Genomic DNA, 15,596 nt, shown 5'->3' with positions numbered 1-15,596 from the left:
AAACGCCGTCACTCAAAGTTCGCCAGTGGGGAGCCGCTGACAGAGACCCAATATCAATTAAAGTTAAACACCCTCACATATAAGAAAGTTCTTACATACAGTTAATCAACGCCTCTCGATTGAAACTCTAATGATTGCGGCATTTGTTGCAAGGGTTTTCCCAGGCATTGAGAGCCCCTTCTATCACGTCTATATTCCAGTCCAGTTCAAAAAAACAAAAGCATCTAAACCCACCACAGCAGAATTAAAAACCTCACTCATCAGGAGCGACTAGATGAACAAACACAACCTTATTTTCTCCCTGATACTTGCCACCGGAATACTCAGCCCATTGGCCAGTCAAGCACAACCGGCAGTAGAAAACTCAGACGCAAGTGCCCTGGGTACATCCCCCCGCTGGCTGACGACAAAAGTTTATATAGAAGGCGCCCCGGAGATCGACGTAAAGGACAAGTACCCAGGTGTCGTTGGAATATCAGTGTGGGACCCTGAACGGAATCGCTACGAATTTTTCTACACCGATACCGGGCTATCAAAATATGACAACGGCGGCGGCGGTTACTTCATGGTAACGGGTGACAAGAAAAACCATATCCTGATACCGGATAAAGGTGCAACGAGAACCATCGTCAGAAAACTTGAGACGTTGAACAATCAGGAATTCACTTATTCTCGTGAAGTGCCGCGCGACATGATCGACGCCAACCCTCTTGTTCGAATACATGTGGTTCATGCGCCCTATACCGGATCAGTCAAAACCACCCCCACCCACTAACCCTCAATACTCATCCCACGAGTAGCGACAATACTCATAAAAGGCCTCAGTCAATGAAAACACTATTAAAGCCTTTATTGGCGTCTGTTTTATTGCTCTCTACCCTTGTTTCAGGCGGCCTTCATGCGCAGGTTTCCACGCCAGGAAAACCTGTCGCCATCAGCGCTGACAATGCAGTCATGTTGACCGTCTTCCTCAAACATGACCAATCTCGCAACTTGAACGAAATAAGAACAAAACTCACCGAACAGGAACTCTTTAAAGTATTCCCTCCTGAAGGGGTAGAGATTGTCAGTTGGAACATCGCCATGGGGATCGGTCACGTCATCGTTCTACGCTTCCCCGCCTCGCGCCTGCGGGAAGTCAATCTCGCCATCGAACGCTCTGCATGGGGGCCCTTCAGGACGGAGTTCTTTCCTACCTACGATTACATGGACATCGTAGCTGCCGAACAGAGCAAGGTACGCAAGCCCGTAGCCGCTAAATAATTCGCACGCGTGCAAACAGCGTCTCCCGCTCGCCGAGACGCTGGCACTTTTCGCAAAATCAGGGGCGCTTTCTCAGCGCCCTCAGCATTTCGCGCAACAAAAATGCAGCATACTCCGAGCATCGAACTCACCGGAGAGCTGCCCCATGCCCACCACCGTTCTAGTCCTGGTTGAAACCATCAACGAATACCTGCAAATCATCGAGAGCAATGACTTTCATGTGATTCTGGCGCCGACGCCCGCCGAACGCGCTCAGGCGATCAAGTTGCACGGTGGGCAGATCAAGGCCGTGCTGACCCGTGGTCCGCTGGGGTTGTACGCTGATGAAATCGCGGCACTGCCGTTGCTGGAAATCATCTGCGTGATCGGTGCCGGCTACGAACATGTGGACCTGCAGGCCGCGAGCAATCGTGGGATCGTGGTGACGAACGGCGCCGGGGTGAATGCGCCGTCGGTGGCCGACCATGCCATGGCGTTGCTGCTGTCGCTGGTGCGTGGCATTCCCCAGACGGATGCGGCAGTGCGGCGCGGCGAATGGCCGAAAGTGATGCGCCCTTCCCTGAGCGGTAAACACCTGGGGATTCTCGGGCTGGGCGCGGTGGGTATGGAGATCGCCCGGCGCGCCGCCCTGGGGTTCGGCATGGAGGTCAGTTATCACAACCGCCAACCCCGCGATGACGTAGATTACACCTACTGTGCGACGGCCGTGGAGCTGGCGCGCACCTCGGACTTCCTGGTGCTGGCCACGCCCGGCGGTGCCAGCACCCGTCACCTGATCGACCGCCATGCCCTGGACGCCTTGGGGCCACACGGTTTTCTGGTCAACATCGGCCGCGGCAGCGTGGTAGTGACCGCCGACCTGGTCGCCGCGCTGGAGCAGCGCCGCATCGGCGGTGCCGCACTGGACGTGTTTGACGATGAGCCCGCGGTGCCCGATGCCCTCAAGCGCCTGAGCAATACCGTGCTGACCTCCCACGTGGCCGGTCTGTCCCCGGAAGCGGCCCATGACACGGTGCAGCGCGTCGCTGATAACCTGGTGGAATACTTTGCCGGCCGCCCCGTGCTTACACCGGTAGCCTTGCCAGCGCCCGCAAAATGACCGATCAGGCACGCTGATCACCGTTCAACACGCTAACCTATTAAGCCGCCCCGACCTTGTCGCTGGGCGGCGGTGCGCATTAGATTAGGAAATAGTCCACGGCCTTTAGAATAAGCAGAAGGGATAAGCATGGCGCTGAACGACCAATCGACCCAGATTCGCCCCGGCGAAGAACTTGATGCCAGCCTGATCGATCCCTACCTCAAGGCCCACATTCCGGGCTTGAACGGCACGCCTGCGATCAGTCAGTTTCCCGGCGGGGCATCGAACCTGACCTACCTGCTGGAATACCCAGGCCAGGAATTCGTGCTGCGTCGCCCGCCGTTTGGCCACAAGGCCAAGTCCGCCCACGACATGGGCCGCGAATACCGCATTCTCAACCAGCTCAAAGATGGTTTTCCGTATTGCCCCAAGGCATACGTGCACTGCACCGATGAATCAGTGATCGGTGCCGAGTTCTATGTGATGGAACGGGTCAACGGCATTATCCTGCGCTCTGACCTGCCGCCCGAACTGGGCCTGGATGCGGCCAAGACTCAAGCGCTGTGCAAAAGCTTTATCGACAAGTTCGTCGAACTGCATCAAGTCGACTACAGCGCCTGCGGCCTGGCCGACCTGGGCAAGCCTGAAGGCTACGTGGCGCGGCAGATTCGTGGCTGGAGCGAGCGCTACGAAAAAGCCCTGACCCCTGATGCGCCAAAATGGGAAGCGGTGCGCGCCTGGCTCAACGACAAAATGCCAGCCGACTCGCCCACATCCAGCATCGTGCATAACGACTACCGCTTCGATAACGTGATCCTCGACCCGCATAACCCGATGCAAATCATCGGTGTGCTGGATTGGGAACTGACCACCCTGGGCGACCCGCTGATGGACCTGGGCAACACCCTCGCGTACTGGATCGAAGCCGCAGACCCGGCGCCGGTGCAACTGATGCGGCGCCAGCCGAGCAACGCTCCGGGGATGCTCACCCGCCGTCAGTTTGTCGACTACTACGCCGAGCGCTCGGGGCTTGCGATCGACAATTTCGATTTCTATTACACCTACGGGCTGTTCCGGCTGGCCGGCATCGTGCAGCAGATCTACTACCGTTTTTTCCACGGCCAGACCCAGGACAAACGCTTTGCGCAGTTCATCCACATGAACAAGCTGCTGGAGCAAATGAGCCTGAATGTCATTGGCAAATCAGCGCTCTGATCGCAACCACAAGGAACCTTTATGTCCAAGACCAACCTGTTTGACCTTGACGGCAAGATTGCCTTCGTTTCCGGCGCCAGCCGTGGTATCGGCGAGGCCATTGCCAAGCTGCTGGCCCAGCAAGGCGCCCACGTGATCGTCTCCAGCCGCAAGCTGGAAGGTTGCCAGCACGTCGCCGACGCGATCATTGCCGACGGCGGCAAGGCCACGGCGATTGCCTGCCATATCGGTGAAATGGAGCAGATTACCCAGGTGTTCGCCGGCATCCGCGAACAGTTCGGCCGCCTGGATATTCTGGTCAACAACGCCGCCACCAACCCGCAGTTCTGCAACGTGCTGGATACCGACCTTGGCGCATTCCAGAAGACCGTCGACGTAAATATCCGCGGTTACTTCTTCATGTCGGTGGAAGCCGGCAAGCTGATGCGCGAGAACGGCGGCGGCAGCATCATCAACGTGGCGTCGATCAACGGCATTTCGCCGGGCGTGTTCCAGGGCATCTACTCGGTCACCAAAGCTGCCGTGATCAACATGACCAAGGTGTTCGCCAAGGAATGCGCAGCGTTCGGCATCCGTTGCAACGCACTGCTGCCGGGCCTGACCGATACCAAGTTCGCCTCGGCGCTGGTCAAGAACGACTCGATCCTGAAAGTGGCCCTGGCGCAGATCCCCCTCAAGCGCGTGGCCGAACCCAGCGAAATGGCCGGCGCGGTGTTGTATCTGGCCAGCGATGCGTCAAGCTACACCACCGGTGTGTCGTTGAATGTAGACGGCGGTTTCCTGTCCTGACACTGCCTGGTTTCTTCAGATCGATTTGCGCGTAACCTTGGCGCGGATCGATCTGTCTCCAGGATGAAACATGGAACTGCACCTCGTCATCAAGGGCCGCAAGGACCTGGCTGCCCAGCTTTATCAGCAACTGCGCGAAGCTATCGCCACCGGGCGACTGTCGGCGGGAGCGCAACTGCCACCGAGCCGACTGCTCGCCGAACAACTGGGCGTATCACGCAAGACAGTGTCGGATACCTACACCACCCTCACGTACGAAGGCCTGCTGATCGGCAAGATCGGCCGCGGCACTTTCGTCAATGCGTGGGCGCCCCAACCCGATCGTGTACAAACCGCCACCGACCTGGCCTGCGCCGCCAACCTGGGCAAGTGGGCAGCACTGCCCTCGCCCATGGGCCACCCTTCCCGTGAGGGTATCCTGCGCTACGAATTTATCGGCGGCGCGACTGCACGCAACCAATTCCCCCAGGACGAATGGCGACGCTGCACCCAGGATGCGCTGCGTCGTATCGCCCAGAACAGTGGTTTCTACAGCCAACCGGAAGGGTTACCGGCATTGCGCGAGGCCATCGCCGGGCATATCGCGTTTTCCCGAGGGGTCAAATGCCGCGCCAGCGATATCGTGGTCACCAATGGCGCGCAGCAGGCGCTGGACCTGATTGCCCGCGTGGTGCTGGAACCCGGCAGCATGGTCGCGATGGAAGACCCAGGCTATAGCCCCGCACGCCAAATGTTCGTAGCGATGGGCGCCAGCGTTGCCAGCGTGGCCGTTGATGAACAGGGCATCCAGGTCGATCAGATCCCCGATGGCACCCGTCTGATCTACGTAACCCCGTCCCACCAGTTTCCACTCGGCATGCCGATGAGTCAGAAGCGCCGCCAGGCGCTGCTGGACCGCGCAATCGAGCTGGGAGCGATCATCATCGAAGACGACTACGACAGCGAATTTCGCTACGAAGGGCGCCCCACCGACTCCCTGCAAAGCCTGGACACCCGAGGCGTGGTCACCTACGTCGGGACCTTTTCCAAAACCCTGTTGCCCGAGTTGCGCCTGGGCTACGCGGTGCTGCCGCCAGCGATCTATGGCGCGGTGCTCAAGGCCAAGCAGTTGACCGACCAGCACAGCTCTACCCTGCCGCAGTGGGCATTGGCCAAGTTCATCAGCGAAGGCTACCTGCTCAAGCATATTCGCCGTTGCCACAGCATCTATGCGGGGCGTCGCGAACAAATACTGCAGCGTCTAGCGGGCGATCTGTCACCGTGGTTCGAGGCGGTTCCGACGGTGGCGGGCTTTCACCTGGCGGCATTGTGCAAGGTGGCGTTGAATATCCCCTTGCTGATAGAACAGGCGCGTCAGGTCGAGGTGGGGTTGTACCCTCTGGACGTATTCTTCCACGACGTGCCATTACGCTCGGGGCTGATTTTCGGCTTCGGCGCCATCGAGACCCTGGACATCGACCCGGCGCTGGACAAGGTGCGCGATATTCTCCGGCAGATTGGCTAAGGGGTTTTCCGGCGTATTGGTCATTGGTGGCGTACAGGCTACGGCGTAGGGTGAAGAGGTCTCGAACTACGCGGAATCCTGATCATGAAACGATTGCTCGCCACCACGCTGATGCTCACCTCCCTCAGCGCATTTGCCCACGACCCGGTATACAACCAGGAAACGCTCAAGGTGCTGCAGGAGCACGCCTTGACCAACGTGCCCGGCAAGAAAACCATCATGCTCACCGTGGACTATGCCCCCGGCCAGGCCACCGTGCCCCATAGCCACACCGGCACTGCGGTGGCTTATGTGCTGCAAGGCGCGATCACCTCGCGGGTCAACGATGAAAAGGCGATCACCTACAAGGCCGGGGAATCGTTCTATGAACCGGCAGGCTCACGACACTTTGAATCAAGCAATGCCAGCCAGACCCAACCGGCCAGGCTGCTGGTGGTGATGGTGCTGGATGACAAGGCTGAGGTACTCACCCCGCTTCCCAAATAATCAGCAACACCCCAAAACCCATGTGGGAGTTGGCTTGCCTGCGATAGCCATAGGTATCTACACAACTCTGTAGCGCTCAACGGTAACCACGATGCGAAGCGAGCCGCTCTTGATCTTGATCTGCTTTTGATCCTAGGCGCCCCGTTAAACCACGCTGGCCGGAATTCGACAGGGATTTGGGGGGTAAACCGGCAGGGATGCCGGTTTAGCCGCCCCGCGCCATGGATGGCGCGTGGCGGCGGCCCCCCAAATCCATGGCGGATTACGGGCACACCGAGCCTAGGCGAGGTGCCGAGTGGTGGGGCAAGAGCGTTTTGGTTACTTTTGCGCTTTTCAAAAGTGACCCGCTGTCAGAGCGGAACCCTAAGTGGCCGTTACCGCAGGAATGGATATGTACTCGGTATAGCGGTGTCGCCTGTCAGGCCGCTATCGCAGGCAAGGCAGCTCCCACAGTTTTAACCGTGTCTGGTCAGGGACGTTTGAATAGGTCGCGCTGGTGTTCAATGCGCAGCCGGCATTCGCAACCCTCCAGATGATCATTGACCATCCCCATCGCCTGCATCAACGCATACATCGTGGTCGGGCCGACGAAGGTCCAGCCGCGTTTCTTCAGGGCCTTGGACAAGCGCATCGAAGCCGCTGAGGTCGGATTGGCCGTCCAGTAAGCCATGTCCACCACTGCCGGGCGTTCAGCTTCGCCGGGTTCGAATGTCCATAACCAGCGTGCCAGCGAGCCGGTTTCTTCCACCAGCTCACAGGCCCGGCGCGCATTGTTGATGGTGGAGACGATCTTGGCGCGGTTACGCACGATCCCCGGATCCGTCATCAAGCGCTCGATATCCGCCTGGTCATATTGCGCGACCTGGCGAAAATCAAATCCGTGGAACGCCTGCCGAAAATATTCACGCTTGCGCAAGATCGTGATCCACGCCATCCCCGCCTGAAAGCCCTCCAGGCAGATTTTCTCGTACAACTGGATGTCATCCGCCACCGGCACGCCCCATTCGTGGTCGTGGTAATGGAGGTATTCCGGGGCGGCGTTGCGCCAGCTGCAATGGGTACGTCCTGCGGGGTCGGTTGTCAGCCCTGGTTGATCCATCCATCACCTCGTGTGCCGTGGGCCGATGATACGCAAAAAACTTTAAAGCCCGTCAACCGCTCAAGCACCGTACTTACCGACCAACTGGTCAGACCGGGACCTGTCAACCGCTGAATATTTACTTGTTGTTTGAAAAAAACCGAGCGTAGACTGGCCGCGCACTGGACTTACCGGTAAGACCACAACAATTAAGCCCTGGAACCACCAGGGCACCGAATAGAGATCCCTCCCATGCTCAGATGGTGCTCGCGTTCGATTTTCCTGCAAGTCGTGATTGGCCTGATGCTCGGCATCGCCTGCGGCCTGGCCCTTCCCGAATTTTCCTCACAACTCAAACCCCTGGGCGACGGCTTTATCAAGCTGATCAAAATGCTGATCGGCCTGATCGTGTTCTGTGTCGTGGTCAGCGGTATTTCCGGCGCCGGCGATTTGAAGAAGGTCGGGCGTATCGGGCTCAAGTCGGTGATCTACTTTGAAGTGCTGACCACCGTCGCCCTGGTGCTTGGCCTGATCATGGCCTTCAGCACCGGCATCGGCAGCGGCGCCAATATTCACCTTGAGCAACTCTCTTCCGCCGGCTTGAATGAGCTGGCCGACAAGGGCCAGCACATCAAGGGCACCAGCCAGTTCCTGATGGACCTGATTCCCAACTCGGTGATCGGTGCGTTTGCCGATAACAACGTGTTGCAGGTGCTGCTGTTCTCGGTGCTGTTCGGCAGTGCGCTGAACCTGGTGGGCGAAGCGGCCAGCGGTATCTCGCGGCTGATCAATGAGCTTAGCCATGTGATCTTCCGCATCATGGGCATGATCGTGCGCCTGGCGCCGATTGGCGTATTCGGTGCCATCGCGTTCACCACCAGCACCTACGGCCTGGACTCGCTGCAACACCTGGGCAGCCTGGTTGGGCTGTTCTACCTGACGTGCTTTGCCTTTGTCGCGCTGATCCTCGGGCTGGTAATGCGCTTGTCCGGCCTGCGGATGCTGCCGCTGCTCAAGTACCTGCGCGAAGAGCTGCTGATCGTGATGGGCACCGCTTCGTCCGACGCTGTGCTGCCGCAGATCATGCGCAAGCTGGAACATTTGGGCATTGGCAGTTCCACCGTGGGTTTGGTAATTCCCACCGGGTACTCGTTCAACCTCGACGGTTTTTCGATCTACCTGACCCTGGCCATCGTGTTTATCGCCAACGCCACCGGTACACCGTTGTCGATGACCGACTTGCTGACCATCCTCCTGGTATCGTTGATCACCTCCAAAGGCGCCCACGGCATTCCGGGCTCGGCACTGGTGATTCTAGCGGCGACACTCACGGCGATCCCGGCAATTCCGGTGGTGGGCCTGGTGTTGGTGCTGGCGGTGGACTGGTTCATGGGTATCGGTCGTGCGCTGACCAACCTGATCGGCAACTGCGTGGCTACCGTGGCGATTGCTCGCTGGGAAAAAGATATCGATATCCAGCGTGCCAACAAGGTGCTCGACGGTCAGCAGGGTTATGCCTTTCAGGCCAAGAAGCCGGTGCTGCCGGCGCATCAGGAGTTCTAGGACAACGCCCATCCAATGTGGGAGCTGGCTTGCCTGCGATAGCGGTGAGTCAGCGTCAAATGTAGTGCCTGACACTCAGTCATCGCAGGCAAGCCAGCTCCCACATTGGCCCTTTGCCAGACTGAATACTGTATGAGCAACATCAAGGAGCCTTCGACGTGATCAGCACTTCAACCGTCGTCAATTCAGTGGTAGAAAAACTGCGCGCCGCCCTGGCGCGAGGCCAGTGGCGCCGCGGTGAAATGCTGCCCGGTCAACGCGAACTGGCCGAACAGCTGGGCATCAGCCGCCCGAGCCTGCGTGAAGCGGTGATCGTGCTGGAGACCTTGGGCCTGGTGCGTTCCATGCCGGGCAAAGGTGTGGTGGTACTGGAAACCAGCGTCAGCGAGCCGCAGTCGAACGACGCGGTGGCCGACGCCAGCCTGGAAGACATCCTGCAACTGCGCTATACCCTCGAACCCTTCATCGTCGGCCTGGTCGCCCAATCCATCAGCAGCAAGGAAATCGGCCAACTGCGCCTGACGCTGATGGACATGCGCGAAGCCCTGGATGCCGGCGACGCCGAGGCGGGCATGAACGCCTACATCGACTTTCACGAAGAACTGTTTGCCCTGACCTCCAACCCGATTTTCCAGAACGTGGTGCAGCAAACCAGCACCGCGCTCAAACAAAGCGCCCAGGTATTGCGCAACTCCCCTGAACACCTGGCCGAACGCCTGCAAGAGAACGAAGCCGTGGTACGCGCCATCCGCAACAAGAACAGCGCCCTGGCCAGTGCGGAAATGCGTCGGCACATCCTGCAGGAAGGCTTGCGCATGGGCATTCGCTTGAATATCCCGGATGACCATCTGGGCAGCTGATTTTCGGAGACCGGCCATGAACGCTCACGCCCTGCAACGCGATTCCACTCTCACCTCCCTACGCTGGGCGCCCGAAAAAAAGCCCTCGGTGGACGATATCTACCCACGCTTGTTCGACGCCATCCTTGAGCAGCGCATTGCCCCCGCCAGCCGCTTCACCGAAGAAGGCCTGGGCGAACTCTTTGGCGTGAGCCGCAGCGTGATTCGCCGGGTGCTCGCCAAGCTGTCCCATCAGCAAGTGGTCATCCTGCGCCCCAACCAGCGCGCCCAGGTCGCCGCGCCGGATGCCCAGCACACACGGCAGATTCTGGAAGCACGGCGCCTGACCGAAATGACCGTGGTGCAACTGGCCTGCGCCCAGGCCACAGCGATGCAGATCCGCCAACTGCGCGAGCTGATTGCGCAGGAGCGCGACGCCATTGAGCGTGACCAGCGTGGGCCGGCGATCCGGTTTTCTGGAGAGTTTCATCTGCAACTGGCGCACATGGCAGGCAATGCGCCGTTGGCACAGTTTCTCAACAGCCTGGTGCCGTTGACGTCGTTGATCATTGCGCAATTTGAAACGAAGGCCTGCACGTATTGTGCGTGGCAGGAACATGTGGCGATTGTGGATGCCGTGGAACAGCGCGACGCCCACACGGCTGTCGCCCTGATGACCCAGCACCTGAATCACCTGGAAACCCGGCTACTCAAACACCACTGACCTGCGGATAATAAGGAGATCCAAATGTGGGAGGGGGCTTGCTCCCTCCCACACTAGCCCTTCAGTGTTTGATAAATGGTGTTCCAATAAAAAGCCCCCGCATCTCACGATGCGGGGGCTTTTGGTTTACCGAAGCATCAAGCCGGCTGCAACACCGACTGACCACTCAACGCCAGGTCCAGCAACTCACGATTGGCCACCGCGTACATGGCGTAGTCCGTGCCAACCGCAGCACGAATTTCCACCATCATGGCACGCCAGCGATCAGCCATGTCCTGGTGCTGTTCAAGCCACAGGGCCACGCGGGCTTCCATGTCTTGTGGCGCGTCGGCCATTTGCAGTACCGAAATGGTAATCGCCCGTTGCTGCCAGTCCACATCATCGCGGAAGGCTTCGCGGGCCTGGGCCTGCCAGTTGTTGGCCACTGGCAGATCGCTGATCTGCTGCAGGTACCACGGCAGGTCCAGAGCGCTGCCAACGGCGAAGTAGGCTTTGGCCACTTCGGCGGCGTCATGCCCGGTCACGTCGGCGGCTTCGATGATCGGCAGCAAGGTGTACAGGTGGGTAGTGCCTGCAACCATGCGTGCCAACAACTCCGGTACGCCGGCCTGGGTGTAGGCCTGGTAACGGTTCTGCCAGCCTTCACGGGTCGGACCTTCCAGCAGTTCGTCGAGCTTGAGGCCCAATGCCGCCAGGTGCGGACCGAAGTGCGCTGTGTCACGCCCGGCGTCCTGTTCGTTGCGACGGCTGCGCAGGAACCAGCGCGTAGCACGACGGCCCAGGCGCATCAGCTCGTCCATCAGCTCCAGTTGCACGTCGGCCGACACCTGGTGGTCCAGGGCTTCGATCTGACGGAACCAGTGCGGGAGGTGGAAGATATCGCGCACGATCACATAGGCACCGGCGACGTTCGCCGGGCTCATGCCGGTCGACTCTTTGAGTCGCTGCACGAAGGTGATGCCCATGTGGTTGACCAAGTCGTTGGCGATCTGGGTGCTGACGATCTCGCGCTTGAGGCGATGGCGACGCATGGCTTCGGAGAACTTGGCCACCAGGCTCGGTGGGAACGCGGTCTCCATGTCACGGGTCAGGTACTCGTCATCCGGCACCAGGGATTTGAGCAGCGCTTCCTTGAGGTCGATCTTGCTGTACGAAATCAGCACCGACAACTCCGGACGGGTCAAGCCCTTGCCGGTGGACGCGCGCTCGCTGAGCTGCTCTTCGGTCGGCAGGTACTCGATGGCACGGTCCAGCTTGCCACGGCCTTCCAGGTCGCTCATCAGGCGTTTGTACTCGGCGGCGCGCTCGTAAGCCTTGCGTGCGGCCAGGGACAGGGCCTGGGTCTGCTTGTAGTTGTTGCCCAACACCAGGTGGCCGACTTCGTCGGTCATGCTCGCCAGCAACTGGTTGCGTTGCTTGTCGGTCATGTCACCGGCCTGCACCACTTCGTTGAGCAGGATCTTGATGTTCACTTCGTGGTCGGAGCAGTCCACGCCACCGGCGTTGTCGATGAAGTCGGTGTTGGAACCGCCACCATTGAGGCCGAATTCCACACGACCCAGTTGGGTCATGCCCAGGTTACCGCCCTCGCCCACCACCTTGCAGCGCAGCTCGTTGCCGTTGACACGCAGCGCGTCGTTGGCCTTGTCGCCCACGTCGGCATGGCTTTCGGTACTGGCCTTGACGTAGGTACCGATACCGCCGTTCCACAACAGGTCCACCGGCGCCTTGAGCAAGGCGTTGAGCAGTTCGGTCGGGGTCAGCTTGTCGGCCTGGATGTCGAAACGCTCTTTCATCTGTGGCGAGATGGCGATGCTCTTGGCGCTGCGCGAGAAGATACCGCCGCCTTCAGACATGATGCTGGTGTCGTAGTCGGTCCAGGACGAACGCGGCAGCTCGAACATGCGCTGGCGCTCGACGAAGCTGGTGGCCGGGTTCGGGTTCGGGTCGATGAAGATGTGCAGGTGGTTGAAGGCCGCCACCAGTTGCAGCTTGTCGGACATCAGCAAGCCGTTACCGAACACGTCACCGGCCATATCGCCGACGCCCACTACGGTGATGCTGTCTTCCTGCACGTTGATGCCGCGCTCGCGGAAGTGACGCTGCACACCCACCCACGCGCCCTTGGCGGTGATGCCCATTTTCTTGTGGTCGTAACCGGCAGAACCGCCGGAAGCGAACGCGTCACCCAGCCAGAAGCCGTAGTCGATAGCGATGCCGTTGGCGATGTCGGAGAAGGTCGCAGTGCCCTTGTCCGCCGCCACCACCAGGTAGGGGTCATCGTCGTCATGACGCACGACGTTGGCCGGTGGCACCAGGGCGCCGTCCTTGAGGTTGTCGGTAATGTCCAACAGGCCGGAAATGAAGATGCGGTAGCAGGCGATGCCCTCGGCCGCGATCTCGTCCCGGCTGCCGCCCAATGGCAGGCGACGCGGCAGGAAGCCGCCCTTGGCGCCCACCGGCACGATCACCGAGTTTTTCACTTGCTGGGCTTTTACCAGGCCGAGCACTTCGGTACGGAAATCTTCTTCACGGTCGGACCAGCGCAGGCCGCCGCGAGCGACGTTGCCGAAGCGCAGATGCACACCTTCAACCCGTGGCGAGTACACGAAGATTTCAAACTTCGGCACCGGCTTGGGCAGCTCAGGGATCGCGTGCGGGTTGAACTTGAAGCTGAAGTACGACTTGTTCTGGCCGTTGGCGTCAGTCTGGTAGAAGTTGGTACGCAGGGTCGCCTTGATCAGGTCCAGGTAGCGACGCAGGATACGGTCTTCGTTGAGCACCTGAACATCGTCCAGGGCGGTGAGGATCGCTTGTTCCAGGCGTTGCTGCTTGTCTTCCAGGTCGTCGGCGGTGAGCTTGCGCGCCAGGTAGAAGCGGGTCTTGAACAACCGGGTCAACTCGCGGGCGATGTCGGTGTGGTTGTTCAGGGTACTGGCGATGTAACCCAGGTCGAAGCCCAGGCGGATCTGCTTGAGGTAACGGGCGTAGGCACGCAGCAGCGCAACGTCACGCCATGGCAGGCCGGCGGTCAATACCAGGCGGTTGAATGCATCGTTCTCGGCGTCGCCATGCACGATGTGCACGAAGGCGTCCTGCAGGGTGTCGTTGAGCTGCTGGATATCCAGGTTCACGCCTTCGGCGGCGATGAATGCAAAGTCATGGATCCAGAACTCACGGCCATTGGCATGGCGCAGGCGATACGGAAACTCGCCCAGCACGCGCAGGCCGAGGTTTTCCAGGATCGGCAGCACGTCGGACAGCGCCAGCGGGGTGTCAGCGTGATAGAGCTTGCAATGCAGTTCGCGCTGACCGGAGACCTGGCCCAGCGGCTGATAGAAGCTCATCACCAGCGGGTTGGCTTCGGTGAGGCTGTTCAGATGCTGCATGTCGACCACGGCCGAATGCGCGGCGAAACGCTCGCGGTAGCCGGCCGGGAAGCCTTTGGGGAAGTCCGCCAGCACGTTGGTGCCGTGGGCTTCGCCGAAACTTTCCACCACCAGACTGGCGTAGTCGTCCTGCCAGCTGCGGCAGGCTTGCACCACTTCTTTTTCCAGTTGCAGCGGGTCGATGTCCAGGCGGTTCTTCGGGTCGACCCGCAGAATCAGTTGCACACGGGCCAGCACGGACTCGGAGAAGAAGGTCCAGAACTCGCAGTCCGAAGCCTTGAGGCGATCCATCAGCACTTGCTGGATCTTCTGGCGCACTTCGGTGGAGTAGATGTCGCGCGGCACGTAGGCCAGGCAGTAGCAGAAACGACCGTACGGATCTTTGCGCAGGAACACGCGGATCTTGTTGCGTTCCTGGATCTGCACGATCGACATCACGGTGCTGAACAGCTCGTCGACCGGGGTCTGGAACAGGTCGTCACGGGGCAGCACTTCAACCACCTGGGCCAGTTCCTTGCCCAGATGCGCCTTGGCCTGGAAGCCCGAGCGACGCTCGATTTCCGCTACCTTGCGGCGAATGTACGGGATCACTCGCACGCTTTCGCCGTACACCGAGGAGGTGTAGAGGCCCATGAAGCGGTGTTCCTTGATGACCTTGCCGTCGGCACTGATCTCGCGGATCGACACGTAGTCCGGATACGCCGGGCGGTGCACGCGGCTTGGGTGTGCAGCCTTGGCGAACGACAGCACCGTCGGTTCACGCAGGTAGGCCACGGCGTAGTCTTCGATGCGCAGGTCTTCGGCGGTGAGGCCGGCGCGCAGCAGCTTGGTCAGACCGAGGAAGGAGCTGGCGTCATATTCGATATGACCGCCGTCCGCCTCGTCACGTACCACGAACTCTTCATAACCCAGGAAGGTGAAGTGGTTGCCCACCAGCCATTCCAGGAAGTTCTTGATCTCGGCTTTTTCTTCACCGTCGATCGTGAACGCGCTGGCGTCGATACCGGCCAGCAGGTCCTGGACCTTGGCTTTCATCGGTTCGAAATCGGCCACGGCCACGCGCACTTCGCCCAGCACCTGCTCCAGCTCTTTGCTCAGCACGTTCAGCTCGGCGGCGTTGGCGCAGCGGTCGATCTCCAGGTACATCAGCGATTCTTGCAGGATGCCTTCGCCCTGGGTGCCCTTGGGCAGGATTTCCAGCAACTCGCCCTTGCTGCCACGGCGCACGCTGAGCACGGTGGTTTGCAGGGTGTGGATGCTGTAGCCACGGCGGTTCAGCTCGGTACGGACCGAGTCCACCAGAAATGGCAGGTCATGGTGCAGCACTTCGACCGCGGTGTGGGTCGATTGCCAGCCATGACGTTCGTAATCGGGGTTGTAGACCCGCACTTGCGGTTGGGTGTGATCGAAGCGCTCAAGCAGGCGCCAGGCAGACAGGGTGCAACCGGCCAGGTCGGAAAGGCGACGCTGGGTCAGTTCGTCCAGGGAAATGATGCCGAAGAATTGCTCAGCAAACAGCGCCACTTGTGGCAGTGCCTGTTCACTGATGTGCTGCGCCAGTGCCGCTTGCAGTTGATGCTGGAAGTCGGCCTTGCTGGCTGCGGTGAAGAACGCCATCTGTGGTACTCCGCTTGGGCTTGTTATTGATGGAAGCGTCGCGTGTTA

General features: G+C 59.9%; 12 protein-coding genes. 10 read left to right on the top strand and 2 right to left on the bottom strand.

Annotated features, from left to right (window positions below; translation table 11 throughout):
* The first annotated feature begins 274 nt into the window (after window positions 1-274).
* The 7 genes from PSEBG33_RS14575 to PSEBG33_RS14605 all read left to right on the top strand — a co-directional run bounded on the left by PSEBG33_RS14575 (window position 275) and on the right by PSEBG33_RS14605 (window position 6,338).
* Entirely contained in the window at window positions 275-775 is a 501-nt protein-coding gene (locus PSEBG33_RS14575) for a DUF4822 domain-containing protein (protein ID WP_005787879.1), read from the top strand.
* Window positions 776-828: 53 nt separating this feature from the next.
* Window positions 829-1,263, top strand: a complete 435-nt coding sequence (locus tag PSEBG33_RS14580; RefSeq protein WP_005787877.1) for a hypothetical protein — start codon at window positions 829-831, stop codon at window positions 1,261-1,263.
* Between the two features lie 145 nt (window positions 1,264-1,408).
* Window positions 1,409-2,362, top strand: coding sequence for a 2-hydroxyacid dehydrogenase (locus PSEBG33_RS14585; RefSeq protein WP_005787875.1), 954 nt, complete (start codon window positions 1,409-1,411; stop codon window positions 2,360-2,362).
* 129 nt (window positions 2,363-2,491) lie between these two features.
* Complete coding sequence (locus PSEBG33_RS14590) at window positions 2,492-3,559, top strand: phosphotransferase family protein (RefSeq protein ID WP_005787874.1); 1,068 nt, start codon at window positions 2,492-2,494, stop codon at window positions 3,557-3,559.
* A 21-nt stretch (window positions 3,560-3,580) separates the two neighbouring features.
* Entirely contained in the window at window positions 3,581-4,348 is a 768-nt protein-coding gene (locus PSEBG33_RS14595; protein WP_005787872.1) for an SDR family oxidoreductase, read from the top strand.
* 70 nt (window positions 4,349-4,418) lie between these two features.
* Complete coding sequence (locus tag PSEBG33_RS14600; RefSeq protein WP_005787871.1) at window positions 4,419-5,852, top strand: PLP-dependent aminotransferase family protein; 1,434 nt, start codon at window positions 4,419-4,421, stop codon at window positions 5,850-5,852.
* An 84-nt stretch (window positions 5,853-5,936) separates the two neighbouring features.
* Window positions 5,937-6,338, top strand: a complete 402-nt coding sequence (locus PSEBG33_RS14605) for a cupin domain-containing protein (protein WP_005787870.1) — start codon at window positions 5,937-5,939, stop codon at window positions 6,336-6,338.
* A gap of 469 nt (window positions 6,339-6,807) precedes the next feature.
* Here PSEBG33_RS14605 and PSEBG33_RS14610 read toward each other — a convergent pair whose 3' ends face one another.
* Window positions 6,808-7,437 (bottom strand): DNA-3-methyladenine glycosylase I, encoded by a 630-nt coding sequence (locus PSEBG33_RS14610; RefSeq protein ID WP_005787868.1) that lies wholly within the window; start codon window positions 7,435-7,437, stop codon window positions 6,808-6,810.
* A 216-nt stretch (window positions 7,438-7,653) separates the two neighbouring features.
* On the opposite strand from PSEBG33_RS14610, the gene PSEBG33_RS14615 reads away from it, so the two are divergent.
* The 3 genes from PSEBG33_RS14615 (at window position 7,654) to PSEBG33_RS14625 (ending at window position 10,542) form a co-directional block, all read left to right on the top strand.
* Window positions 7,654-8,979: a C4-dicarboxylate transporter DctA gene (locus PSEBG33_RS14615; protein WP_177327440.1), complete on the top strand. Its 1,326-nt coding sequence runs from the start codon at window positions 7,654-7,656 to the stop codon at window positions 8,977-8,979.
* A 158-nt stretch (window positions 8,980-9,137) separates the two neighbouring features.
* Window positions 9,138-9,839 carry a FadR/GntR family transcriptional regulator gene (locus PSEBG33_RS14620; protein WP_005787865.1) on the top strand — a complete coding sequence of 234 codons (702 nt, stop codon included), beginning with the start codon at window positions 9,138-9,140 and terminating at the stop codon, window positions 9,837-9,839.
* Between the two features lie 16 nt (window positions 9,840-9,855).
* The gene (locus tag PSEBG33_RS14625; protein ID WP_005787864.1) at window positions 9,856-10,542 is read left to right on the top strand and encodes a GntR family transcriptional regulator; all 687 of its coding nucleotides are present in this window, start codon (window positions 9,856-9,858) and stop codon (window positions 10,540-10,542) included.
* Window positions 10,543-10,679: 137 nt separating this feature from the next.
* Here PSEBG33_RS14625 and PSEBG33_RS14630 read toward each other — a convergent pair whose 3' ends face one another.
* Window positions 10,680-15,548: an NAD-glutamate dehydrogenase gene (locus tag PSEBG33_RS14630; RefSeq protein WP_005787863.1), complete on the bottom strand. Its 4,869-nt coding sequence runs from the start codon at window positions 15,546-15,548 to the stop codon at window positions 10,680-10,682.
* Between the last annotated feature and the right edge of the window lie 48 nt (window positions 15,549-15,596).

The sequence above is a fragment of the Pseudomonas synxantha BG33R genome (genome assembly GCF_000263715.2).
Classification (GTDB): Bacteria; Pseudomonadota; Gammaproteobacteria; order Pseudomonadales; family Pseudomonadaceae; genus Aquipseudomonas; species Aquipseudomonas synxantha_A.
This window is presented reverse-complemented; position numbering and strand designations above follow the sequence as displayed.